Below are 23,309 nucleotides of genomic sequence, written 5' to 3' on the forward strand. Positions count from 1 at the left end.
CACGTCCAGCTTCTGGCGCGCCGCCGCGCTTTTTGCGCCTTCGATGGCGTCCTCGCGATAGGCATAAGTCTCGGAGAGAGTATTTCCGAGCTTGTAAGCCCAGCCGCCGTCGTGGCGGACGATTTCATATGTGACGTAGGTCATGAAATTGCTCCTCTTTCCTCAATGTTTGCGCCTGCTTCTATCAAGCGCGATGAGCTTCTCGAGCGCCGCCACATCCTCACTGGTGACGACCGGAACAGGATCGCCGGCGATTGCCTCAAGCACCTCGTTAGACAGTCCCCCGTTACGGATGACCCATTCGAGCGTCTCGCGGGTTTCCCGCTCTGCCTTCAGCTGTGCGTAAAGCGCGATGATCAGCCGATCGCGCGGATCCATCTTCTCTTTCGGTCGGTCGATTTTGCGGATTCCAGGCATGCATTTTCCTCGAGCTTAAACTCACGAATTCAACTTTTTCTCCGGCAAAAGGTTCCGCCTCCACCGGCCTCGAAGGGAACCTTTCGCCCGGCTTCGTTGTTCGAAACAACGATCCAACGTTTGCAGGGCAAACAAGGAAAGAAGAAAGCCATGCGATCGCATCGAACTAGGGTCGTCGACGGATCAGACACAGTGAGTTCCAGTTGAGAACACTTCTTCTTCTCATCATTGCCGGAATGATCGCGTCGGTCCTCAGCATCGTCGTCATCAAGCCCTTCGTGTCGGGTGGCGACCAGAAATCAAGCGAGCCACCCAAGACGATAGAACAATCCGAGCCGCGATAACGGTCTCGCCGTTATTTGCTTTCTGGTTGGCCCTGGCCGTTCGGGAGATCACCAGGCGGAATGACTGGCGTCTTCCCGTCCTCAGGGGCCGGCGTCACCATGCCGCTGTCTCCCGTTGCCGGTGGTTGAAGTATCCCGGAGCAATCCGCAAGCTTGCTGCTATCGATACCGTTTGTTGCTGCGGCCTCGCCATTTTCCTTCTTCGCCTGCTGTTGATGTTGCGGTGCCTTGCATCTCTCGCTTTGCGGAGCCTGCTGTGCAAACGCAACGCCTGCCAAGGCGAAGGTTGATAGAAATGCGGCTCCAAGCGCTGAGTTTCTTGCCCATTTTGGCGGGTTTCTCATCGTTGATCTCCTTGCTTCATGGAGTTCAACGGGACATTTTCCGGAAAGGTTCCTAAAAAAGCGGACGTGAGAAACGCTAAATGCGGCCCCAGGAACCTATCTCGGGATAGTCGGGGGTGGCCAATTCGTCTCCGGTCCCGGAACCTTCGCTGCCTGTGGCAGTTGGAAGACCAAACTCTCTGTAATCCGACCTTTGAAGGAGGTACCCATGGGCAAGACCAGAATTCATCCTGAGCAGGACCCCGCAGAAGGAGCAGACGATATTGTCGAGCACGAGCTCGAACGTGCCGAAAAGAAAGCCGATCAACGTCTGCAGGGTGAGGCGGATCGACCTGACGATGAGACGGTTGAGCCCGACGACCTCCCGAATTTCGACGCGATGCGGGAGGCCGCCCGCGAACATAGCGATGCCTATATCGTCAAGAGCGATCTGGAGGACGTGGATCAACGCGAAGCGACGCCTGGCACGCGTGAGCAGGAGTAACTCGCGCTTCCATTGGCGAAGGAAATCCGCGTCGAATTCCAGCTTTTCAACTGTTCTAATCTAATGGACACTTGTCGACCCACAGTTCCGTGCCATAGCTTGTTCCAGAGGAACAGGCCGGCGGCGGACAAAGGGGGAATCGAGGTGGATAATTCGCAGCCCGGTTCGGATGAGGACATCGGTTTTCTCGGCGTGCAGGAATTGGGCGCTCGATATCGCGACGGTTCGCTGTCGCCTGTGGATGTCGTCGAGCAGGCGCTCGCCCGTCTCGAGGATGTCGAACCGCACCTGAATGCAGTCGCCCACGTTATGAAAATGGCGGCCATGCGTGATGCGGAGCAGTTGGCGTCTGAGCTCCGCTCAGGGCGAGACCTGGGGCCGCTCCACGGTGTGCCGGTTGCCATCAAGGATATCATCGAAGTACGCGATGCGCCGACCGGCTTTGGGAGCCGTGTCCGAAAGCCGGCCATCGCCAATGCCGACGCGCCGCTTGTCCGGCGACTGCGGGAAGCGGGCGCTATCATCCTCTGCAAGACCAATCTGCTCGAATACGCCTATGGCATCGCCCATCCCGATATCGGCCAGACGAACAACCCTCATGACACCGGCCGGACCTCGGGCGGATCGAGCGGTGGTTCGGCGGTGGTGGTTGCGGCCGGCATCGTCCCGCTTGCGGTCGGAACCGACACGGGCGGCTCGATCCGCATTCCCGCCTCCTACTGTGGTATCGTCGGATTGAAGCCGACTTATGGGCTTGTGCCCACCGAAGGCGTGTTCCCACTGTCGTGGACCCTCGACCACGCCGGGCCACTCTCGCGCAGCGTCGCCGATACCGTGATCATGCTCGAATGCCTCTCGGGCAAACCCTTCTCGTTGTCACCGGCGTCTCTTGCCGACGTGCGGATCGGCGTCCTCGCCTATCATGCCGACAGTCGCGAACTGACCCCCACTGTAGCGCAAAATCTTCGGCACTCCATCGAGATCCTGAAAGCCCTGGGCGCGACCATCAAGGCAATCGACATCCCGGAGCTTTCCGCGGCAAATTCACAGTTGCGGAAGATCATCAGGCCGGAAGCCTCGTTGATCCATGCCGAACTGCATGCTGAAAATCGCGAAGGCTATGCGCCGAGGACACGGGCGCAGGTTGAAGCAGGCTTTGAGCTCAGCGCGGTGGAATATCTGCAAGCGCAACAGTTCAGGGCAACACTCCGACAATCGATCGAAGACCGCTTCGCCGAGGTGGACGTCTTGCTGAGCCCAAGCGTTCCCTTCCCCGCCCCGATAGAAGATCCTGAATTCACCGAGGACGGCGAGGAGGGCGAAATGCTTTCAAGCGGTTTCGCCAACATGACGGGCCAACCCTCGATCAGCATTCCTTGCGGCATGGACGGTCACCTGCCGCTCGGTCTGCAACTTACCGGCGCGTTTGGCGCAGACGGAAAACTTCTCCAAGCCGCACTCGCGGTCGAAGCTGCGCTGAACGCCTACCGCAAACCCTCCATCTAGGCATTTTTTAAGCACATCGCATCGGATTTCGGCATGCAACGGAACGCCTGAATATGCACCGCTTGGATGTGAATTCAAGTGTTCTGCAACGCTAGAACATGAGCGCCAAGCATGACCGCCACGATATCAGCATCCTCGCATTCCGCGCAATTTGGTTGCAATACGCTCACATTCTTTGAAAGAAATTTCTAATATTATACTGCATTGCACAAGATTTAGGCGCTGCACGATATTGTGCAGTGCTGTTCTCTTGTGATAGTACGCTTTCCATCGTGAAATGTTGGGACAATCGTAGGCGTTGCCGTTGGCAACCCGAAAGAGGGGTACTGACTATGCATTCACTGGTCCGCCGAGCCATCGGCGCAGCAGCCACTTTCCTTCTCGCAGCCCTCGTAACCACCGGCGTCTCGGCCGCGGATTTGCGCATCGGCTTGAGAGCCGATCCGGATGTCCTCGACCCGGCCCAAGGCGTGTCTGTCGCCGGCCGCGTCGTCTTTGCGGCGATGTGCGACAAGCTGATCGACACGACTGCAGATGGGAAATACCAGCCGCAGCTCGCGACATCATGGACATGGTCTGTTGACAACCTGACCTTGACGGTGAAACTGCGCGATCACGTCCTCTTCCAGGACGGCCAGCCCATGGATGCGGCCGCCGTAAAGACCAATCTCGACCGCTATCGCACCGATCCGATTTCCAAGCGCAAGACCGAGCTCAAACCGGTCGCAAGCGTAGATGTCGTTGACCCCTTGACCGTAGCCATCAAGCTCAAGGAGCCCTACGCGCCGCTGGTCAGCGTCCTGACCGATCGCGCCGGCATGATGATGTCCCCGGCAGCCCTTGCCAAGCAAGGCGCCAACATCGGCGATCATCCGGTTTGCGCGGGTCCCTTCCAGTTCGCCGAACGCGTCTCCCAGGATCACATCCTGCTCAAGCGATTCGATCAATATTGGAACCGCCAAGCGATCTTCCTGGATTCGGTCACCTATCGCATGATCCCCGATGACAGCGTGCGCCTGCTCAGCCTGCGGTCCGGCGATCTCGATCTCATCGAACGGCTCTCGCCGAGCGATATGGCCACGATCAAGGATGACAAGAGCCTCAAGGTCATTCAGGGCCCATCGACCGCCTTCGACCTGATCTCGATCAATGTCAATCACGGCGACAGTGCCAACAATCCGCTCGGCAAGAACGCCAAGGTCCGGCAGGCACTGGAGCTCTCGCTCGACCGCGACGCCTTGAACCAGGTTGCCTATGAGGGGCTCTTCGTGCCGGCGAACCAGACGGAACCGGTCGGCACCCAATTCTACGATCAGTCGCATCCGCTGAAGGGTCGCGACATCGCAAAGGCAAAGGCGTTGCTTGCCGAAGCCGGCACGCCAAATCCGTCATTCACGCTCGCGGTTGCCAACAGTCCGATCCTCGAGCAGGTTGGCCAGATGATCCAGGCAATGGCTGCCGAGGCCGGTTTCGACGTGAAGATACAGACACTTGAATCGTCGACGCTTGCCGCCAACTCCGACGCCGGAAAATACCAGGCGTCCATGGCGATCTGGAGCGGAAGACCCGATCCCGATGGTAATATCAGCCCTTGGGTCTCCTGCGACGGCTTCCTGAACTGGGGCCATTATTGCAATCCGGATCTAGACAAGGTTCTGTCCCAGGCGCGTCAGACCACCAATGATCAGGAGCGCGCCAAGCTCTATGCCCAAGGCGTCGACCTCTATCTCGCCGACATGCCGTTCATTACGCTCTATCACTACAAATCGCTTTGGGCAGCACGCGACAACATAGATGGTTTCGTTCCCTATCCGGACGGCCTGATCCGACTGCAGGGCGTCAAGAAAACCTCGGGCAGCTGAGGCGATTGAAGCGAGTGTTCGCGCAGGAGAAAGGCGCGCCTGCGCCTTTCTCAAGCAGGTCTCCAACACGTTTTTAGGCGCACCGCACAAATATTGTGCAGATGCGAAATTGCACAAAAAAGCGCTTGACGCTCGCCTGTCATATGGACTTCTATTGGACCAATCGGAAATTGGTTCAGATAGTTTCAGCCTCATGACCACCAGCAACTTGCCGGAGAATTCGACCTACGCCCTGGAGCGTCTCCGGGGGCTGCTGAATTCCGGCGAGCTCGAAGCGGATGGCAACAGACTGCCGACCGAGCGGGCGCTTTCGGAGCTGTTCGGCGTCAGCCGTCGCGCCCTTCGACGGGCGCTTGAAGTGCTGGAGGCCGAGGGGCGCATCTGGCGCAAGCAGGGCTCGGGTACTTATGCCGGCGCCCGGCCGGACGGCTGGAGCGAGCATGTGAACTCGATCATTGCTGGCACTGACCTCATGGAAATCATGGAAGTTCGCCTGCGCATCGAGCCGCAGCTTGCCCAGCTCGCGGCGATCCGCGCCAAGACGGATGAGGTCGAGCGCATGCATGAGCTCACCAAGAAGATCTATGAGAGCGACGATGCTGACGGTCGCGAATTGTGGGATGGCGCCCTCCACCGACTGATCGCACAAAGTGCCGGCAACCAGTTCTTCCTGACGATCTTCGATGTCATCAATCACGTCCGGCAGGATGAGGCCTGGCAAACCATTCGCGAATTGGCCCGCAGCAGCAACAGGACCCGCGAACGCACCTATGTCCAGCATCGGGCAATCGTTGACGCGATTGCTGCCCGCGACCCGATGGCCGCGGCCGAAGCCATGCGCCAGCACCTTCTCCTGCTGCAGGAAAGCCTCGTTCGCGTGACCTCGTTCGACGCTCACTCGAAGGAGGGCCTTAACGAACCGGCCTGAAGCTACGCCGCCACGTTGACGCCATTGACGGCTGGAAGGGAAGCCAGCCGACCACAGCAACAAATCAAAAACAGGGAACAGATATGAAAATCGCCAAGTTTCTAGCAACTCTCGCCGCCGGAGCCCTGGTCGCTCTGCCGGCCTTTGCCGTCGAATTGAAGATCGGCCTGCAGGACGATGCCGACGTGCTCGACCCAGCCCAATCGCGGACCTTCGTTGGCCGCATCGTCTATACTGCGCTCTGCGACAAGCTGGTGGACGTCACGCCTCAGCTCCAGTTCGTGCCGCAGCTCGCGACCGCCTGGAAATGGTCCGCCGATGGCAAGGAGCTGACGATGACGCTGCGCCAGGGCGTCAAGTTCCATGACGAGACGCCGTTCAACGCCCAGGCAGTTGTCGATGACATCCAGCGCAACATGACGATGCCGGAATCTCGCCGCAAGAGCGAGCTTTCGTCAGTCGCCAAGGTCGAGGCGACGGGCGAATACGAAGTGAAGTTCACGCTGAAGGCGCCGGATGTCACGCTGCTTGCGCAGTTGTCCGACCGCGCCGGCATGATGGTGTCGCCGACCGCTGCAAAGGCGGCAGGCGCCAAATTCGGCGACCACCCCGTCTGCTCCGGCCCGTTCAAGTTCGTCGAGCGCGTGCAGCAGGATCGCATCGTGCTCGAGAAGTTCCAGGACTACTGGAACAAGGACAATATCTTCATCGACAAAGTCACCTACCTTCCGATCCCGGATACGACGGTGCGTCTGGCCAACCTTCGCTCCGGCGACCTCGACATGATCGAACGCGTCGCGGCCTCCGACGTCGCAACCGTCAAGGCCGATCCCAAGCTCTCCTATGCCGACGCCGTCGGTACCGGCTGGCTCGGCATCTATGCCAATATCGGCAATGGCGATCGTTCCAAGAACCCGATGGGCCAGGACAAGCGTCTTCGCCAGGCCTTCTCCATGGCGATCGATCGCGAAGCAGCCATGCAGATCGTCTTCGACGGCACGGCGCTCGCCGGCAACCAGCCATTTGCGCCGAACAGCCCTTGGTTCGACAAGGATGTTCCGGTTCCGGCACGCGATGTCGATAAGGCCAAGGCGCTCGTAAAGGCCGCTGGCTTTGACCGCGTCCCCGTCGAAATTGCCGTCACCAACGATCCGGTCACGCTGCAGACGATGCAGATCATCCAGTCCATGGTGGCTGAAGCCGGCTTCGACGTGACGCTGAAGCCGACGGAATTCGCAACGTTGCTCGACGCACAGACCGCCGGCAATTATCAGCTCAGCCGCTCGGACTGGTCGGGCCGTCCGGATCCTGATGGCAACATCCAGCAGTTCGTCACGACAGGCGCGGGCCTGAACGACTCCAAATACAGCAACCCCCAGGTCGACAAGCTGCTGCAGGAGGCCCGTCAGTCCCAAGACCAGGCCGTCCGCAAGCAGAAATATGATGCCGCCGAAGTGATCCTCAACGACGAACTGCCGATCGTCTACATCGGCCACCAGGCCTGGATCTGGGCTTACAAGAAGGGCGTTACCGGCTTCGTGCCCTCGCCCGATGGCATGATCCGCTTGGCCGGCGTCAAGAAGAGCGGCTAATCGCGCGTGCCGCGCGGGGAGCCTCCTCGCGCGGCCGATGTTTAGGTCAGGATTGCCCATGTACACCTACATCGGAAAAAGATTGCTCGTCGCCATACCGACGCTGCTGATCATCTCCGTCTTCGTCTTTTCGCTGCAGAAACTGCTGCCGGGTGATCCCATCCTGGCCATGGCCGGCGAGGAGCGCGACCCGCAGGTCATCGAATTCCTGCGCGAGAAATACCGGCTGAACGACCCTGTCGTCTATCAATACGGCTATTGGCTGGGTGCGGTCCTCAAAGGCGATCTCGGTATCTCGCTGCGCACCAACCAGCCTGTCCTCACGCTGGTTGCCGAAAAGCTGCCGGTGACGATCCAGCTTGCCGTCATGTCGATGTTCTTTGCCTTCGTCATCGGTATCCCGATGGGCATTCTGGCCGCCGTCAAGCGCAATACGGTCATCGATTTCCTCGCCAACCTGATTGCCTTATGCGGGCTGTCGATCCCGAATTTCTGGCTCGGCATCATGCTGATATTGCTGATTTCGGTAAACCTCGGCTGGCTTCCTGCGTCGGGCTACCAGCCCTTCTTCGATGATCCTCTGCAGTCGATCAAGACGATGCTGATGCCGTCCTTCGTGCTCGGCAACGCGCTTGCCGCAACCCTGATGCGCCACACGCGCTCCTCGATGCTGAGCGTGCTCAGCGCAGACTATATCCGCACCGCGCGCGCCAAGGGTCTGCCGGAAGCCGCAGTGGTTCTCTCACACACGTTCCGCAATGCCATGCTGCCGATTATCACCGTCAGCGCCCTGCTCTTCGGCGAACTGCTCGCCGGTGCCGTGCTGACGGAGCAGATCTTCACCATTCCGGGCTTCGGAAAGCTGATCGTCGATGCGGTCTTCAACCGCGACTATGCGGTCGTTCAAGGCGTGGTTCTCTGCACCGCCTTCGGCTTCATCATGATGAACCTGATCGCGGACGTCCTCTACGTCCTCTTGAACCCCAGACTGAGGGCCGCGCTATGACCGCGATTGAGCAAACCACGGCCATTCAGGCGGCTGCCGCAAGCCAACGCTCTCCGAACCGCGCCTGGCGTAAGCTGAAGGCCAACAAGGGTGCACTCGTCGGCCTTGTCATCATCGTCTTCTTCGCCGCCCTGGCGATCTTGGCACCCGTCCTGCCTATCCCCGATCCCGTCGCCACCAGCTGGTCGGCGATCCGCAAGGCGCCCTCGGCCGCCCATTGGCTCGGTACGGACGATATCGGCCGCGACATTCTCTCGCGCATGATCTGGGGAGCACGGGCCTCTCTCATGGCCGGCGTCTTCTCGGTGACGATCGCAGTCGTCATCGGCGTGCCGCTCGGCCTGATCTCCGGCTATTTCGGCGGCTGGGTGGACATGATCATTTCCCGCGTGACGGAAGCGTTTCTCGCCATGCCCTTCCTGATCACGGCGATCGCACTTGCCGCATTCCTGGGTCCGAGCCTCACCAATGCCATGATCGCGATCGGCCTTTCCGCCATGCCCGTCTTCATCCGGCTGACGCGCGGCCAGGTATTGGCCGTCAAGACGGAGGAATATGTCGAGGGCGCGCGGTCGATCGGTCTTCGCCATCTCAGCATCATCACCCGCTATATCCTGCCAAACGTCTTCGCGCCCATACTGGTGCAAGCGACGCTAACCATTGCGACCGCGATCATCGCCGAGGCGAGCCTTTCCTTCCTCGGCCTTGGCCAGCAGCCGCCAGCGCCCAGCTGGGGCTCGATGCTCAATGTCGCCAAGAATTTCTTGAGCCAGGCTCCTTGGATGGCGATGTGGCCGGGTGCCGCAATCTTTCTTGTCGTCATCGGCTTCAATCTTCTCGGCGACGGGCTGCGCGATGCGCTCGACCCGCGCGACGCCTGAATCTTTCGAAAAGGACTTTTGAAATGAATGCATTCACGACCCGCCCCGAAATCCTTGGCACCTTCGGCGTCGTCACCTCGACCCACTGGATCGCCTCGGCGGTCGGCATGAGCATCCTGGAAAAGGGCGGCAATGCCTTCGACGCTGCCGTTGCGACCGGCTTCGTGCTGCAGGTCATCGAGCCGCATCTCTGCGGTCCCGGCGGCGATCTTCCGGCACTGATCTATTCCAAGAAGAAGGACAAGGTCGAGGTTATATGCGCGCAGGCCCCAGCGCCCGCGGGCGCAACGATCGAGCATTATACCGGCGAGGGCCTGACGCTCATCCCGGGAGACGGGCTTCTTGCGACCGTCATCCCCGGCTCCTTCGACGGCTGGATGCTGATGCTGCGCGACTACGGCACGATGACGGTTCGCGATGTCCTCGAACCCGCGATCTTCTACCTGGAGAACGGCCATCCCGTGCTCGCCCGCGTTTCCACGATGATCAAGGGGCTGGCGGACTTCTTCGAAAAGGAGTGGCCGACATCCCATGCCACCTGGCTCCCCGGCGGTTCGGCACCGGAGCCGCTGTCCAATTTCAAAAATCCTGTCCTTGCCGAAACTTGGCGGCGCGTCGTCGCTGAAGCGGAAAGCAAGCGCGGACGCGAGGAGCAGATCGAAGCCGCGCGCGACGCCTTCTATCGCGGCTTCATTGCAGAAGCGATCGACAAGTACGCCCGGAACAACGCGGTCATGGATGCCAGCGGCACCAAGCACAAAGGTGTGCTGACCGCCGACGACATGGCAGGCTGGTCGGCGACGGTCGAAGCGCCGCAAACTTTCGATTACAACGACTGGACCGTTGCCAAGATCGGACCCTGGGGCCAGGGGCCGGTATTCCTGCAGACCCTGTCGCTGCTGAAAGGCTTCGACCTCGCCGCCATGGAACCGACAGGCGCCGATTTCGTGCACACCGTGGTCGAGGCGATGAAGCTCGCCTTCGCCGACCGCGAAGTCTATTACGGCGATCCGAAATTCACCGACGTGCCACTCGATACCTTGCTGTCGGAGGCCTATGCCGCTGAGCGCCGCAAGCTGATCACATCGGAGGCGTCGCTCGACCTCCGCCCCGGCAAAATCTCCGGCTTCGAGAGCCAGTATGATGCGACCATGGCGATGCTGGACACGTCCGCATCCAAATCGGGCGCCGTCTACGAGCCGACGATGGCGCACCTGACGGAGAAGCGTGGCGACACCGTCCATATCGACGTCATCGACCGCGAGGGCAACATGGTCTCTGTCACGCCCTCGGGCGGCTGGCTGCAATCTTCGCCGACGGTTCCGGGCCTCGGCTTCTGCCTGAATTCCCGCGCGCAGATGTTCTGGCTGAAACCCGGCCTGCCCTCATCGCTGGCACCCGGCAAGCGGCCGCGCACCACGCTGACGCCGTCCATCGCGCTTCACGAAGGTCGTCCGACGCTCGCCTTCGGCACGCCGGGCGGCGACCAGCAGGAGCAATGGCAGCTCGCCTTCTTCCTGCATTATGTCCATCACAAACTGAACCTGCAGCAGGCATTGGACCTGCCGCTCTTCCACACCACCCATTTCCCGAGCTCCTTCTATCCCCGCACCCGCGAGCCGGGCGGCCTGACTGCCGAAGCCAACTTCCGGCCTGACGTGCTCGAAGCCCTGCGCAACAGGGGTCACAAGCTGACGGTCGCCGAAGAATGGACCGTCGGTCGCCTGACAGCCACGCGGCGCGATGTCGACGGATTGCTGCGTGCGGCAGCAACGCCGCGCCTGATGCAAGCCTACGCGGTGGGGAGGTAAGCGCATGACCTGGTCCATCGTTACCCGCGATCCTGAAACCGGCTACCTCGCGATCGCCGTCGCTACCCGCTTCTTTGCGGTCGGCAGCGTCGTCCCTCACATCCGCGGCCGCATCGGCGCCGTGGCGTCTCAGGCCTTCTCCAGCCCTCTCTATGGTACGGATGGCCTGATCATGCTTGCCGAAGGCAAGGCACCGCAGGAGGTGATCACTGCGCTGACGAGCCGCGATGACGGACATGAGCAGCGCCAGCTCCACCTCATCGACAGCAAGGGCCGCAATGCCGCCTTCACCGGATCCAAATGCATCGACTGGGCAGGCCATCTCGTTGACGAGAACGTATCCGTCGCCGGCAACATGCTCTCCGGCCCGCAGGTGATCGCCGAAACCCTCTCGACCTTCAAGAAGACAGTGGGAAAGCCGCTGGCGGAACGTTTGCTGGAGGCCATGGATGCCGGTGAATATGCCGGCGGCGACAAGCGCGGACGGCAGTCGGCGGCACTCGTCATCTACCGCGACCAGGACTATTCCTGGCTCAACCTTCGCGTCGACGATCATGCCGAACCGCTTGTCGAGCTGCGCCGTCTCTATGCCGTGGCAAAGGAGCGCTTCCTGCCGGTGACAGAAACAATGCCGACGCGGGAAAACCCGAGCGGGATGATCGACCGCAGAGAAATCGACGCGGAGATCGCGCGGATGGAAGCCGAGCGGAACGCCGCCGGGCTAAGCTCTGCCTCCTTTGCCACCTCGCCGAAGACCGCATGAGTTCGTCCGTCCGCAACATGAGTTTGGAATATCGAGGTAAGCCATGACAAATGCAGCCGCAACGCCCGTGCTGTCCGTCTCACACTTGACGACCTCCTTCCTCGTCGATGGCGAATGGCGGCAGGTCGTGCGCGACATCTCCTTTGATGTGATGCCGGGTGAAACGGTTGCGATCGTCGGCGAAAGCGGCTCGGGCAAGAGCGTGACGTCGCTCTCCATCATGCGGCTACTGGCGGCCGGCAGCAGCCGGATCGAGGGTCAGATCACGCTGGGTGGCCGCGACATTCTTTCGTTGTCGGAAAGGGAAATGCGCAAGGTCCGCGGCAAGGACGTCGCGATGATCTTTCAGGAGCCTATGACCTCGCTGAACCCGATTTTCACGATCGGCCGGCAGATATCGGAGGCGCTGACCTGCCATGGCGACATCTCCAAGGCCGACGCAAAGGCCGAGACTATCCGGCTGCTGGAAAAGGTGCGCATCCCCAATGCCGCGTCCCGCTTTGACGAGTATCCGCACCAGTTTTCCGGCGGCATGCGCCAGCGCGTGATGATCGCCATGGCGCTGGCTTCGCGCCCCAAGCTATTGATCGCCGACGAGCCGACGACGGCGCTCGACGTCACCATCCAGGGCCAGATCCTCGACCTGATCAAGATATTGCAGGAAGAGGAAGGCATGTCCGTCCTCTTCATCACCCACGACATGGGCGTCGTCGCCGAGATTTCGGACCGTACCATCGTCATGTATCGCGGCGAGGCGGTCGAGACCGGAGAGACGGACGACATTTTTCATCGCGGCAAGCATCCCTATACCCGCGCGCTGCTATCAGCAGTCCCCCGTCTCGGCTCCATGGCCGACAGGAAATGGCCCCTGCGCTTTCCCATCGTCGATGCCGCCACCGGCGAACGCGCGGAGCCGGTCGAAATCGCCGATACGGTCGATCGCCGCAAGACGCCGATCTTAGAGGTGAAGAACCTTGTGACCCGCTTCGATATCCACGGCGGGCTCCTTGGGCGAAAGACGGGGGCTATCCATGCGGTCGAGAACGTCTCCTTCGATCTCTTCCAGGGCGAGACCCTGTCACTGGTCGGCGAGAGCGGCTGCGGCAAGTCCACCACCGGCCGTTCGATCATGCGCCTGCTCGATCCCAACGCGGGCGAGGTTCATCTCGACGGCTATGACGTGATGAAGCTGGATTCGATCAGCCTTCGGCAGATGCGTCGCAGCATCCAGATGATCTTCCAGGACCCGTTCGCCAGCCTCAATCCGCGCATGTCGATCGGGTCAGCGGTCGCCGAACCCATCATCGAACATGGCCTCGGCACCCGCGCGCAGGCCCGCGACAAGGCCGCCGACCTTCTCGAGCGCGTCGGGCTGAAGGCGGACATGATGAGCCGCTATCCCCATGAATTCTCTGGCGGACAGCGTCAGCGAATCTGCATCGCCCGCGCGCTCGCCTTGGACCCCAAGGTCATCGTCGCCGATGAAAGCGTGTCGGCGCTCGACGTCTCGATCAAGGCGCAGGTCTGCAACCTCCTGATGGATCTGCAGCAGAGCCTGAATCTCGCCTATCTCTTCATTTCGCACGACATGGCCGTTGTGGAGCGCGTCAGTCACCGTGTCGCCGTCATGTATCTGGGGGAAATCGTCGAGATCGGGCCGCGCGCCTCGGTATTCGAAAATCCGCAGCATCCCTATACCAGGAAGCTGATGGCCGCCGTTCCGGTGCCCGACCCGTCGAGGCGCGGCATCAAGCGCAATCTGTCGACCGACGAGCTGAAGAGCCCCATCCGCCCGGTCGGCTATGTCGCGCCTGTTCGCAACTACCGCGAAATCTCGACCGGCCATCTCGTACGGCTGGACGAGGCCGCCTGAGTTTTTCACAATACGTCTACTTCGTCATTTTGAGGATCCGATCGATGAACGTCCTTCCCGCCCTGCTTACCGGCAAACCCCGTGTGGAATTCGGCCACGTCAAGCCAATCGACGAGCTGGAGATTCCCTTCGCCATCATCGAAGGAGCCGAGGCCGGCCCCTGCCTGCTGATCACGGCTGGAGTGCACGGGTCGGAATTCTGCTCGATCGAGTCGGCGGTTCAGCTGATGCAGACCAAGCCGGAAGAGATTAAGGGGACGCTGGTCATCCTGCCCATCCTCAATGTGCGGTCCTTCCACAACCGCAACATCTACATCATGCCGCAGGACGGCAAGAACCTGAACCGAATGTTCCCCGGCAAGCCTGACGGCACGGTCAGCGAGCGCCTGGCCAACTGGCTCGTGACCGAAGTGTTTCCGAAGGCCGATGCCTATATCGATTGCCATGGCGGCGATCTCGACGAGGGACTTGCACCCTTCACCATATTCCCGGCCGGAAGCGAGAAGTCGCAGGCGCTTGCCGCAGCCTTCGGCATTCCGGTTGCGGTCGCGGCCGGCGGCTCGGGCTATACGGTCGATGCGGCCCACAAGCTGGGCATCCCGAGCATTCTGCCCGAAGTCAGTGGCAACGGCCTCTGGGGAGACGACACCGTCGGCATGATGACGAGCGGGATCCGCCGGGTGATGCAGCATATCGGCATGCTGCCGGGCGATGCGCCCATTACAGAACTCAACGTCGTGACCATGTGGGTGCCGACGGCGCCGGTGACCGGTCTCTGGTATCCGAAGAAGGACCTGGCGGACCCGGTCGCCAAGGGCGAGCTTCTGGGAGAGATCAAGACCGTGTTCGGCGAAACGCTGGCGAGCATCCATTCGGAAAAGGAAGGTTTCATCCTTTACCGGCTGACCAGCCTGTCAGTAAACGAGAAAGAAGCGTTGCTCGGTGTCGGCACGCCAGTGTAATCGCATTCCTGTAATCGCTCTTCCTGCAGGAAACATCGAGAGGACAGGCTTCATGACATCGACAGCAAACACGACCGGTGGACAAGCCGGCGATGGCGAAGCACTGCGGGAGCTGACACCGAGTGGAGTGCTGCGGGTCGGCATCGTCGCAGCACCCGCTCCATCGGCGCTGTTCGCCGTCGTCGACGACGAAAATTATCACGGCGTCACGATCGACATCGGGCGGGCGCTCGCCGCGGAACTTGGCGTTCCCCTTTCGCTGGTGAATTTCCCCAATTCCGGCGCCTGCACCGATGCTCTCGAACAGGGCGCGATCGATGTCAGTTTCATGCCTGTTGACGAGGAACGGCGTCGGCGCGTCGCCTTCGGCCCGGCCTATTACATTCTCGAAAGCACTTACATGGTAACGGCCGCCTCCGGCATCACCTCGCTGCAGGAGGTGGATCGCCCTGATGTCCGCGTCGTCGGCATTGCCAATACCACCACGATCCGCGCTGCGACACGCTCGCTGAGCCATGTCGTGCCCGAACCTGTCCAATCGATCGCAGAGGGCGTCGAGCGGATGCGCGCTGAAACGGCCGAAGCCTTTGCCCTCTCCCGCGACGCCTTTCAGACGCTGTTACCGACACTGCCGGGCGCACTCGTCGTCGGTGGCGGTTTTCAGTCGACGGGCATCGCAATTGCAGTCGGCAGGGAAAAGCCCGCTGCCCTTTCCTTCGTCACCACATTCTTGGAAGAGGCCAAGCGCTCGGGCCTTGTCCGCCGCGCTCTTGATGCCGCAGGCTTTCCCGATGAGCCCGTGGCGCCGCCAGATGCCTGAGTAAAGAGACGGTTAGTGCCCGTCCTTGGCCACGGCCTCGATGGGCTCGGCGTCCTCGACCACCTTCTTGCGATGGAAGATGAACAGGCCGGCCAGCACGATGATGCCGGAGCCGACGAGAACCTGCTTTCCGGGAATATCGCCGAAGATGACGAAGCCCAGGATGAAGGCCCAGAGCAGCAACGTATATTGCAGCGGGGCAAGCAGCGAGGCGGGGGCAAGCTTCAGCGACCGCGTGATCATCAGGTGGCCGCTTGATGCGACGATGCCGAGAAGCAGCATGCCGCCGAGATCGATCATGGACGGCGTTTTCCAGGCTCCCAGGCTGAGGACGCCGCCGACGATCATGGCGGCAATGGTCTGCCATGTCACAAGCGTCGCATCTTTGGTCGAGCGCAGCACGCGGTTCAAGACAAGCGTCATCGCAAAGGAGGCGCTGCCGATCAGGCCGAATATAGACGGCAGTGAAAACATCGCCGTAGACGGCTTCAGCGCGATCACAACGCCGATAAAGCCGGCGAAGATCGCCAGCCAGCGCCGCCAACCGATCTTCTCACCGAGAAAGATGTGGGAGACGGCGGCGACATAGATCGGCCCAGCCATATAAAAGGTCATGACGTCGGCCAGCGGCAGATAGGCAACCGCTGCGTAGAAAAGCCCGACATCCATGGTCGCCAGGACGACGCGCAAGAGATGCAGATGTGGGGTCTCGATACGGATCAGCGAGGAGACGCCTTGACGGGCGATCATCGGGCCGAGGATCAGGAAGGCGCCGATAGACCGGACCAGCAGGACTTGGCCGACGGGAAGGCTGGTCACCAGCCATTTTCCCATCGCGTCGTTCAACGCAAACAGGAAGTCACCCGCCAGCATGATGAGAACGCCGGCCAGAATGAGATTGTCTTTGCGACCGGATGACGTCTCTATGCTCATGTTTTCATCATTGGCTGGGATTCTGTGTCTGCAACCTTGATGACGGTCAAAGCGATCGAGCGCAAGTGCTTAACGGATAGGCAGGCAGGAAGATTTCAGCCATCCTGCCGCTTCTTGCCACCGAACTTCTTGCCGGCAGGCTTGCCCTGCTTCGGCCGGCCGTCATTCTTCGCAAAATCGGGCTTCTTGAAATCCGGCTTGCCAGGCTTCTTGTTCCAGGGCTTGCGGTCCTGCTGTTCCGCGGACGCATCCTGCCTTGCAGCCGGGCGGGGCGACTTGCGCTGGAAGGCCGGCTCCGCATTGTCCTTGGCAGAGGACTTCTTCTTTGTCGGCGCGAAAGAAACATCCTGACCCGAGCGGGAGGTGTCCGGTTTGCCATCCAGCGGCTTCACGCGGATACCTTTCTCCAGCGTACCCGCAGGCCCGATCGCCGCCATGAAACGCTCGGCACCCTCGGCGGAGAGTTCGACGAAGGTTTCGTCGGGCTGCATGCGGATTGCGCCGATATCACGCTTGGTCAGGTTTCCGTGGCGGCAGAGCATCGGGATCAGCCAGCGTGGTTCCGCGCTGTGCTTGCGGCCAACCGAGAGCGACACCCAGGCGCCATCGGTGAAATCGGCGCGAACCGGCGGGCCGTCTTCACGGGGTGCGGAGAAATCGTCCCGGCGAACGTTCTTGCGATCGTCGTAGACCGAAACCTCGGCCAGATCTTCCGGAGCGGAGTGACCAGCACGGTACTGGCGCAGGAAAGCGGCAGCGACCTGCTCGGGGCCATGGCGCTCAAGCAATTCCTTGATGAAGGAGACCTCGTCCTCGGCAGGCGCCTCGGTGAAGATCGGATCAGCAAGAATGCGCTCGTCGTCGCGCTTGCTGACTTCGTCGGCCGATGGCGGCTTGGCCCAGGTCGCGTTGATGCGCGCATTTTCCAGCAGGCGCTCGGCGCGGCGACGCGCGTTGAGCGGCACGATCATCGCGCTCACCCCCTTCTGGCCGGCGCGTCCGGTGCGGCCGCTGCGATGCAGCAGCGTTTCCGGATTGGTCGGCAGATCGGCATGGATGACGAGTTCGAGGCCCGGCAAGTCGATGCCTCGGGCGGCGACATCGGTCGCGATGCAGACACGGGCGCGACCATCGCGCATGGCCTGCAGCGCGTGGGTACGCTCGTTCTGGCTGAGCTCGCCCGAGAGCGCCACGACGGAAAAGCCGCGATTGTTGAAGCGGGCCGTCAGATGGTTCACGGCAGCGCGCGTCGAGCAGAAGACGATGGCGTTACGGGCTTCGTAGTAGCGCAGCACGTTGATGATCGCATTTTCGCGGTCGCTCGGGGCTACGACAAGGGCGCGATATTCGATGTCGACATGCTGCTTCTGCTCGGACGCGGTAGCGATGCGCACGGCGTCGCGCTGGTAATTCTTGGCAAGCGTCGCAATGGAACGCGGCACGGTTGCCGAAAACATCAGCGTGCGCCGGTCGGCCGGAGCGGTGTCGAGGATGAATTCGAGGTCTTCACGGAAGCCGAGATCCAGCATCTCGTCAGCCTCGTCGAGAACGACGGCCTTGAGTTCGGAGATGTCGAGCGCATTGCGTCGGATATGGTCGCAGAGGCGGCCCGGCGTACCGACCACGATATGGGCGCCACGTTCGAGCGCACGCCGCTCGCTACGGATATCCATGCCGCCGACGCAGGAGGCGATGGTCGCGCCGGTCATCTCATAGAGCCATTCCAGCTCGCGCTTGACCTGCAGAGCGAGTTCGCGCGTCGGTGCGATCGCCAGTGCCAATGGCGTACCGGCGCGGCCGAAGCGGCCTTCGCCATCGAGCAGCGTTGGCGCAAGCGCGAGACCGAAGGCGACAGTCTTGCCCGAGCCCGTCTGCGCCGAGACCAGCGCGTCCGCGCCCTCAAGCCCGCTATCGAGCATCGCCTTTTGAACCGGCGTCAACGTCGTATATCCGCGTTTTTCCAACGCCTGGGCGATCGCTGGTGCGATGCCTTCGAATTCAGTCATGTCATGTCTTTCGGAATTCGGTTTTCGCGCGCCGGACTATGGGAGGATCGGACTGGCGCAGATCGCCGCGGCCCGCACGTCGCAGGCCTGTTCATGGCGCGCTACATACGCGGTCGCCGGCGAAATGTACAGTGCCGAATAGGACATGCTTTCCGATGGTTAAAGCCAGGATGCAGGCGACTTCGGCAGCCGCCCCTCGGGATCGACGACATCGAGCTTCGGGCCATCCGCTATATTCCAGCGCCAGAACGCGACGCATGTCCCGCCCCGTGACATGAAGGAGGGATAGATCACGCCGTCGAAGCCCTGCGCAAGCAGCCGCTCACGCAGGCGGTGCGTCTCCGGCACTTCTTGCCTGTCGAGCACAAAACGCCATTCGCATCGGTGGATTTCCATCGAAACCCCGACGGCGTCCAGTTGCGCGGGATCGGTGAGATCGGCGAGCAGCGCATTTCTCAGCTCAAGCTGCGCAATCAGCGCCGGATGCTGGACAAAGCCCTGATTATATTCCGCCCAGGCCGTCGAGAGTTCTCGCGCCGCATAGATGGTCGGCGCACCGACGGGATTCCAGCGACCGCCGAAGCGCGCGGCACCCTCGCCCGACAGCGGCGCATGTGCCCACCGCGGCACGAAAGCGCGCCATAGATGATGGATCGGAGGCTCCCTGGTCTCAGGCATAAACGCCGGACCGCACAGCCTCCAGATAGGCAAGCACGCGATCCGCCTTGCCCTCGTTGACGAGATCGAAGGCCGTTTTGCCGGCCCAGCCGGGAATGGGCTGATGCTTGAACCAGATGACTGCGCGGCTTTCGTCACCCGCCATTTCGGCAGCCATTGCCAGGATGCGGACGATCGGACTGAGAGCGCTGTCGACCTTGCGCGCACTCGATTTCGCCGTCAGCGTATTGCGCGCGACACCGGTCAGCTTGGCGAGTTCGGACAAGGTCACGCCCAGTTGCTCTGCAACGCGCCTTGCCGACAGAAAGGGCGAGCCACCCTCGCCGAACCGGCTTGCTACAACATCGAAACCCATCGCGGCCATCGCAGCCTCCAGCATGTTTTGATCAGAACAATATCAAAATATGCTCAATTGACGCGCAATTCAAGCGCAGTGCCTGGTCAGTCCGGCTGCGCCCACTCCGGCTTCCGATGCTCAAGAAAGGCTGCGACACCTTCCTTCGCCTCAGCGGTTTCCCAAGTGTCGGCCAGTTGCTGCACCGCACTCTCAACGACCTCTTCCGTAATCGGCGCGCCCAATGAGCGCGCAAGCCTCTTGGCACGCGCCACCGCTCCGGGCGCAGCGGAGAAGAAATGCCGGATTTCGCTTTCGATTGCCCCGTCCAGTTCCTCTGCTGGTACGACGCGGGAAATAAAGCCGGCGGCATGCGCCTGCCATGCATCGATCACCTTTCCCGATAGAAAGAGCGGACGCGCCCTGCCCTCACCGATGCGGGCAACGACATAAGGGCTAATGGTGGCCGGGATCAGGCCGAGACGCACCTCGGTCAGACCGAAGCGAGCAGTGGCTGCGCCAATCGCGAGATCGCAGACGCTCAGAAGCCCGACGCCACCGCCGAAGGCATTACCGTGAACGCGGCCAATCAGAGGCTTCGGCATCTCGTTCAGCGCCTTCAGCATCAGAGCCAGCCGCCGGGCTTCGGCCACGCGTCCAGCACGATCCGCATCGAATTGCGCGCGCATCCAATTCAGGTCGCCGCCGGCGCAGAAGCTTGCGCCCTCGCCCGCCAGAATGACCGCGCGCACAGCGTTATCCGATCCAAGCCGAAGCGCTGCCTCGGCCAACTCATCGATCATCTGCGCCGATATGGCGTTGTGCTTTTCGGGCCGGGCAAGCGTAACCCGCGCCACCCCCCTTTCGTCGGTTTCGACGCGGATCGTATCTGCCATCAGACATTGCTCCTCAGGCGGGCGGCGAAAGCTGCAGCGCGCTCAAGCTTTTCGACGGAGAGCCCGGTCTCGAAGCCCTTGCTTCTCAGAAAGCGCTCGACGGACAAGGTGTCCACATTTCCCTTCGCGCCCGGCGCATAGGGACAGCCGCCTAGGCCGGCGACCGAGGCATCGAAAACCCGCAAGCCATGATCCAGGGCCACTTCGATATTGTCGAGTGCCCGCCCCGACGTGTCATGGAAATGACCTGCCAGCATCGAAGCCGGCAGATCCGTAAGCACCGTCTGCAGCATTTTCGCGACCGCTTCCGGCTGACCTCTGCCGACCGTATCGCCGAGGCTGATCTCATAGCAGCCGAGATCCCGAAGATAGTGCGCGACGCGAGCGGCATTGGCCGGCGGCACGGCTCCCTCATAAGGGCACTCGACCACGCAGCTCACATAGCCGCGCATCGGTATCTCATGCTCGCGGCTTGCCTCCGCAACAGGTCGGAAGCGGGCGATGCTCTCGTCGATCGAGCAGTTGATATTGTGCAGTGAGAAGCTCTCGGACGCTGATGCGAAGATTGCAATTTCATCGGCTCCGGCGTCCAAGGCAGCCGTGAAGCCTTTCATGTTCGGCGTCAGAACAGCATAACGAACCCCCGGGTTCCGCGTGATTGCCGCCATGACCTCTGGCGCATCGACAAGCTGCGGCACCCATTGCGGACTTACGAAACTGGTGACCTCGATCCGTTCGAAACCGCATTCGGAGAGCAGGTTGACGAGCGCGATCTTCTCATTCGTTCCGATCAGCTCCTTCTCGTTCTGCAATCCGTCACGCGGCGACATTTCGACGATCGATACATGTCCGGTCGAGGGCGCGGCAGACGAACTCATGACGCCTCCTTCGGCTCCAGCGATAGCAGAACCGTACCCTCGGCAACCTGATCGCCCTCCGCGACATGAACGTTTTCGACCACACCATCATCCATGGCTGCCAGAGTCAGCTCCATCTTCATCGCTTCCATGACGATCAGTGCATCGCCGGTGGAGACGGTATCGCCGGGACGTACTCGAACGATCTTGACGAAGCCCGGCATCGGCGCCACGAGATGGTCGCTGCCGGCAGCGTGGTCGACACCGCCAGCCAGCATATCCGGCACATGAAACTCATGAGCCTTGCCGTCGGCAAGCAGCGTCATCCGCTGAGGCGATCCGAATATCTGGATGCGCATCTGACGCCCGTCGACCTCCATGAGGCAACCATCCTCGAGACGTCGAATGATGCGGGTTGCGGTCATGCGCTGATCGGTCTGGACGACGAACAGATCCCGTCCCTTGGCAATGACCCTAAGAAGAATGCGGCCATAAGCATGTTCCAGTGTCACGATGCGGCTCATCTCGCCCCATTGCTGCCAATGGCCAAGGGCCTGCCAGGGGTCGTTCGCGTCGAAGGCCCGGTGGACATCCAGCGACAGAACCGCGGCCGCGGCGACGATTGCGTCACCCGGCGGTTCGATTGAAGTCAACGCGTCCACCTGGCGATCGATCAGCCCGGTATCGGGATGGCCGGCGACGAAATCGCCCTGCTTGCTGAGCCGCGTCAGGAAATCCAGATTTGTCGTAACCCCACCGATCCGGCATGCCTGCAGGCCGCGCGTCAGTTTTCCAAGCCCTTCGCGGCGGCTGGGCGCGTGGACGATCAGCTTTGCGATCAGCGGATCATAATAGGGCGACACCTGATCGCCAGCCCTGACGCCGGTATCGATCCGCACGTCGTCATCGGGAAAGGTCAGGTGCGACAGCGTGCCTATCGCGGGAAGGAAAGCATGAGCGGGATCCTCCGCATAAATCCGTGCCTCAAAGGCCCAACCGTCGATTTCGAGATCGGCCTGCTTCTTCGGCAGCGGTTCGCCGGCGGCAACGCGCAGTTGCCACTCGACCAGATCGAGATGAGTAATCGCCTCAGTGACGGGATGCTCGACTTGCAGTCGGGTGTTCATTTCCATGAAGAAGAAGCGATCCGGCCATAGGCCGCTCGATGCATCGACGATGAATTCGACAGTCCCAGCACCGCGATAGCCGATAGCCTGCGCTGCCCGAACGGCGGCGTCGCCCATCGCCCGGCGCATCTCGTCGGTCATGCCAGGGGCCGGCGCCTCTTCGATCACCTTCTGATGCCGGCGCTGCAGCGAGCAATCGCGCTCGAAGAGATGCACCATATTGCCATGTCGATCGCCGAAGACCTGGATTTCGATATGCCGGGGCTGGACGAGGTATTTCTCCACCAGCACGGCATTGTCGCCGAAAGCCCCCTGCGCCTCCCGCCGGGCCGCATCGAGTGCTGAGGAGAAATCCTCCGACCGCTCCACCCGTCGCATGCCCTTGCCGCCACCGCCCGCGCGAGCCTTGATGATGACGGGATATCCGATCTCTTCGGCACGCTCTGCCAGAAAGCCGGCATCCTGATTATCGCCGTGATAGCCGGGAACGATCGGAACGCCCGCCCGCTCCATGAGCATTTTCGCCACATCCTTGCGCCCCATGGCGCGGATGGCATCAGGAGGCGGACCGATGAACACAAGACCAGCGGCTTCGACGGCCGCGGCAAAATCGCCGTTCTCGGAGAGAAATCCATAGCCCGGGTGAACGGCCTGGGCACCCGAGCGCCTTGCGACCGCGACGATGCGCTCGATCGAAAGATAACTCTCGGCGGCAGGCGCAGCACCAAGCCGAAATGCTTCATCGGCTAGCTCGACGTGCAAGGCGCCGATATCGGCATCGGAATAGACGGCGGCAGTGCGGATACCCATCCGCTTTGCCGTCCGGATGACGCGGCAGGCAATCTCGCCCCTGTTGGCTATGAGGATCTTGTCGAACATCGCCGC

At 61.4% G+C, this 23,309-nt stretch carries 21 protein-coding genes and 2 pseudogenes; 13 read left to right on the top strand and 10 right to left on the bottom strand.

The annotated features are described in order from the left end of the window. Positions 1-6 precede the first annotated feature (6 nt). Positions 7-144: pseudogene (locus EV561_RS22110) on the bottom strand (DUF2188 domain-containing protein); the annotation flags it as partial. An 18-nt stretch (positions 145-162) separates the two neighbouring features. Further along, positions 163-417: a hypothetical protein gene (locus EV561_RS22115; RefSeq protein WP_132524483.1), complete on the bottom strand. Its 255-nt coding sequence runs from the start codon at positions 415-417 to the stop codon at positions 163-165. A 203-nt stretch (positions 418-620) separates the two neighbouring features. Here EV561_RS22115 and EV561_RS37270 point away from each other — a divergent pair, with 203 nt between their 5' ends. After that, complete coding sequence (locus EV561_RS37270) at positions 621-761, top strand: hypothetical protein (protein ID WP_165927879.1); 141 nt, start codon at positions 621-623, stop codon at positions 759-761. Positions 762-772: 11 nt separating this feature from the next. On the opposite strand, the gene EV561_RS22120 is transcribed toward EV561_RS37270, so the two are convergent. Beyond that, on the bottom strand, positions 773-1,105 hold the full coding sequence (locus EV561_RS22120; protein ID WP_245512824.1) for a hypothetical protein: 333 nt from the start codon (positions 1,103-1,105) through the stop codon (positions 773-775). A gap of 286 nt (positions 1,106-1,391) precedes the next feature. Between EV561_RS22120 and EV561_RS22125 the strand changes: the two are divergent. The 12 genes and pseudogenes from EV561_RS22125 to EV561_RS22180 form a co-directional block, all read left to right on the top strand. Then, positions 1,392-1,589: pseudogene (locus EV561_RS22125) on the top strand (hypothetical protein); the annotation flags it as partial. A gap of 144 nt (positions 1,590-1,733) precedes the next feature. Beyond that, positions 1,734-3,095 (top strand): amidase, encoded by a 1,362-nt coding sequence (locus EV561_RS22130; RefSeq protein WP_165927881.1) that lies wholly within the window; start codon positions 1,734-1,736, stop codon positions 3,093-3,095. A gap of 332 nt (positions 3,096-3,427) precedes the next feature. Beyond that, positions 3,428-4,957 (top strand): ABC transporter substrate-binding protein, encoded by a 1,530-nt coding sequence (locus EV561_RS22135; protein ID WP_132524486.1) that lies wholly within the window; start codon positions 3,428-3,430, stop codon positions 4,955-4,957. A 193-nt stretch (positions 4,958-5,150) separates the two neighbouring features. Then, entirely contained in the window at positions 5,151-5,885 is a 735-nt protein-coding gene (locus tag EV561_RS22140) for a FadR/GntR family transcriptional regulator (protein WP_132524487.1), read from the top strand. 83 nt (positions 5,886-5,968) lie between these two features. After that, the gene (locus tag EV561_RS22145; RefSeq protein WP_132524488.1) at positions 5,969-7,477 is read left to right on the top strand and encodes an ABC transporter substrate-binding protein; all 1,509 of its coding nucleotides are present in this window, start codon (positions 5,969-5,971) and stop codon (positions 7,475-7,477) included. 58 nt (positions 7,478-7,535) lie between these two features. Next, positions 7,536-8,483: an ABC transporter permease gene (locus tag EV561_RS22150; RefSeq protein ID WP_132524489.1), complete on the top strand. Its 948-nt coding sequence runs from the start codon at positions 7,536-7,538 to the stop codon at positions 8,481-8,483. After that, positions 8,480-9,364: an ABC transporter permease gene (locus tag EV561_RS22155; RefSeq protein WP_132524490.1), complete on the top strand. Its 885-nt coding sequence runs from the start codon at positions 8,480-8,482 to the stop codon at positions 9,362-9,364. Before EV561_RS22150 ends, EV561_RS22155 begins: the two co-directional genes overlap by 4 nt. Positions 9,365-9,387: 23 nt before the next feature. Further along, entirely contained in the window at positions 9,388-11,175 is a 1,788-nt protein-coding gene (locus EV561_RS22160; protein ID WP_132524491.1) for a gamma-glutamyltransferase family protein, read from the top strand. 4 nt (positions 11,176-11,179) lie between these two features. Next, positions 11,180-11,938 carry a DUF1028 domain-containing protein gene (locus EV561_RS22165; RefSeq protein WP_132524492.1) on the top strand — a complete coding sequence of 253 codons (759 nt, stop codon included), beginning with the start codon at positions 11,180-11,182 and terminating at the stop codon, positions 11,936-11,938. 43 nt (positions 11,939-11,981) lie between these two features. Continuing rightward, a complete protein-coding gene (locus tag EV561_RS22170; RefSeq protein WP_132524493.1) occupies positions 11,982-13,811 on the top strand; it encodes an ABC transporter ATP-binding protein in 1,830 nt (609 codons plus the stop codon). 44 nt (positions 13,812-13,855) lie between these two features. Continuing rightward, complete coding sequence (locus tag EV561_RS22175; RefSeq protein WP_132524494.1) at positions 13,856-14,773, top strand: M14 family metallopeptidase; 918 nt, start codon at positions 13,856-13,858, stop codon at positions 14,771-14,773. Between the two features lie 52 nt (positions 14,774-14,825). Then, positions 14,826-15,593, top strand: coding sequence for a transporter substrate-binding domain-containing protein (locus EV561_RS22180; RefSeq protein ID WP_132524495.1), 768 nt, complete (start codon positions 14,826-14,828; stop codon positions 15,591-15,593). Positions 15,594-15,605: 12 nt separating this feature from the next. Here the strand turns inward: EV561_RS22180 and EV561_RS22185 are convergent, their stop codons facing one another. From EV561_RS22185 to EV561_RS22215, 7 genes are all read right to left on the bottom strand, one after another. Continuing rightward, on the bottom strand, positions 15,606-16,526 hold the full coding sequence (locus EV561_RS22185) for a DMT family transporter (protein WP_132524496.1): 921 nt from the start codon (positions 16,524-16,526) through the stop codon (positions 15,606-15,608). Positions 16,527-16,621: 95 nt separating this feature from the next. After that, positions 16,622-18,532 (bottom strand): DEAD/DEAH box helicase, encoded by a 1,911-nt coding sequence (locus tag EV561_RS22190; protein WP_132524497.1) that lies wholly within the window; start codon positions 18,530-18,532, stop codon positions 16,622-16,624. 159 nt (positions 18,533-18,691) lie between these two features. Next, the gene (locus EV561_RS22195) at positions 18,692-19,210 is read right to left on the bottom strand and encodes an RES domain-containing protein (RefSeq protein ID WP_132524498.1); all 519 of its coding nucleotides are present in this window, start codon (positions 19,208-19,210) and stop codon (positions 18,692-18,694) included. Continuing rightward, positions 19,203-19,574, bottom strand: a complete 372-nt coding sequence (locus EV561_RS22200) for a DUF2384 domain-containing protein (RefSeq protein WP_132524499.1) — start codon at positions 19,572-19,574, stop codon at positions 19,203-19,205. The genes EV561_RS22195 and EV561_RS22200 overlap by 8 nt, the downstream gene beginning before the upstream one ends. Positions 19,575-19,651: 77 nt before the next feature. Then, entirely contained in the window at positions 19,652-20,443 is a 792-nt protein-coding gene (locus EV561_RS22205) for a crotonase/enoyl-CoA hydratase family protein (RefSeq protein WP_132524500.1), read from the bottom strand. Then, a complete protein-coding gene (locus EV561_RS22210; RefSeq protein WP_132524501.1) occupies positions 20,440-21,318 on the bottom strand; it encodes a hydroxymethylglutaryl-CoA lyase in 879 nt (292 codons plus the stop codon). Before EV561_RS22210 ends, EV561_RS22205 begins: the two co-directional genes overlap by 4 nt. Then, positions 21,315-23,303: an acetyl/propionyl/methylcrotonyl-CoA carboxylase subunit alpha gene (locus EV561_RS22215; protein WP_132524502.1), complete on the bottom strand. Its 1,989-nt coding sequence runs from the start codon at positions 23,301-23,303 to the stop codon at positions 21,315-21,317. The genes EV561_RS22210 and EV561_RS22215 overlap by 4 nt, the downstream gene beginning before the upstream one ends. Positions 23,304-23,309 lie beyond the last annotated feature (6 nt).

This window comes from Rhizobium sp. BK376 (assembly GCF_004341625.1).
Classification (GTDB): domain Bacteria; phylum Pseudomonadota; class Alphaproteobacteria; order Rhizobiales; family Rhizobiaceae; genus Rhizobium.

Bases quoted from the DNA above. Each gene is read 5' to 3' on its own strand.
- EV561_RS22140 (WP_132524487.1), top strand. From the start codon at position 5,151: ATGACCACCAGCAACTTGCCGGAGAATTCGACCTACGCCCTGGAGCGT.
- EV561_RS22200 (WP_132524499.1), bottom strand. From the start codon at position 19,574: ATGGCCGCGATGGGTTTCGATGTTGTAGCAAGCCGGTTCGGCGAGGGT.
- EV561_RS22135 (WP_132524486.1), top strand. From the start codon at position 3,428: ATGCATTCACTGGTCCGCCGAGCCATCGGCGCAGCAGCCACTTTCCTT.
- EV561_RS22185 (WP_132524496.1), bottom strand. From the start codon at position 16,526: ATGAGCATAGAGACGTCATCCGGTCGCAAAGACAATCTCATTCTGGCC.
- EV561_RS22145 (WP_132524488.1), top strand. From the start codon at position 5,969: ATGAAAATCGCCAAGTTTCTAGCAACTCTCGCCGCCGGAGCCCTGGTC.
- EV561_RS22175 (WP_132524494.1), top strand. From the start codon at position 13,856: ATGAACGTCCTTCCCGCCCTGCTTACCGGCAAACCCCGTGTGGAATTC.
- EV561_RS22190 (WP_132524497.1), bottom strand. From the start codon at position 18,532: ATGACTGAATTCGAAGGCATCGCACCAGCGATCGCCCAGGCGTTGGAA.
- EV561_RS22155 (WP_132524490.1), top strand. From the start codon at position 8,480: ATGACCGCGATTGAGCAAACCACGGCCATTCAGGCGGCTGCCGCAAGC.
- EV561_RS22120 (WP_245512824.1), bottom strand. From the start codon at position 1,105: ATGAGAAACCCGCCAAAATGGGCAAGAAACTCAGCGCTTGGAGCCGCA.
- EV561_RS22170 (WP_132524493.1), top strand. From the start codon at position 11,982: ATGACAAATGCAGCCGCAACGCCCGTGCTGTCCGTCTCACACTTGACG.
- EV561_RS22115 (WP_132524483.1), bottom strand. From the start codon at position 417: ATGCCTGGAATCCGCAAAATCGACCGACCGAAAGAGAAGATGGATCCG.
- EV561_RS22215 (WP_132524502.1), bottom strand. From the start codon at position 23,303: ATGTTCGACAAGATCCTCATAGCCAACAGGGGCGAGATTGCCTGCCGC.
- EV561_RS22160 (WP_132524491.1), top strand. From the start codon at position 9,388: ATGAATGCATTCACGACCCGCCCCGAAATCCTTGGCACCTTCGGCGTC.
- EV561_RS22195 (WP_132524498.1), bottom strand. From the start codon at position 19,210: ATGCCTGAGACCAGGGAGCCTCCGATCCATCATCTATGGCGCGCTTTC.
- EV561_RS22150 (WP_132524489.1), top strand. From the start codon at position 7,536: ATGTACACCTACATCGGAAAAAGATTGCTCGTCGCCATACCGACGCTG.
- EV561_RS22165 (WP_132524492.1), top strand. From the start codon at position 11,180: ATGACCTGGTCCATCGTTACCCGCGATCCTGAAACCGGCTACCTCGCG.
- EV561_RS22180 (WP_132524495.1), top strand. From the start codon at position 14,826: ATGACATCGACAGCAAACACGACCGGTGGACAAGCCGGCGATGGCGAA.
- EV561_RS22210 (WP_132524501.1), bottom strand. From the start codon at position 21,318: ATGAGTTCGTCTGCCGCGCCCTCGACCGGACATGTATCGATCGTCGAA.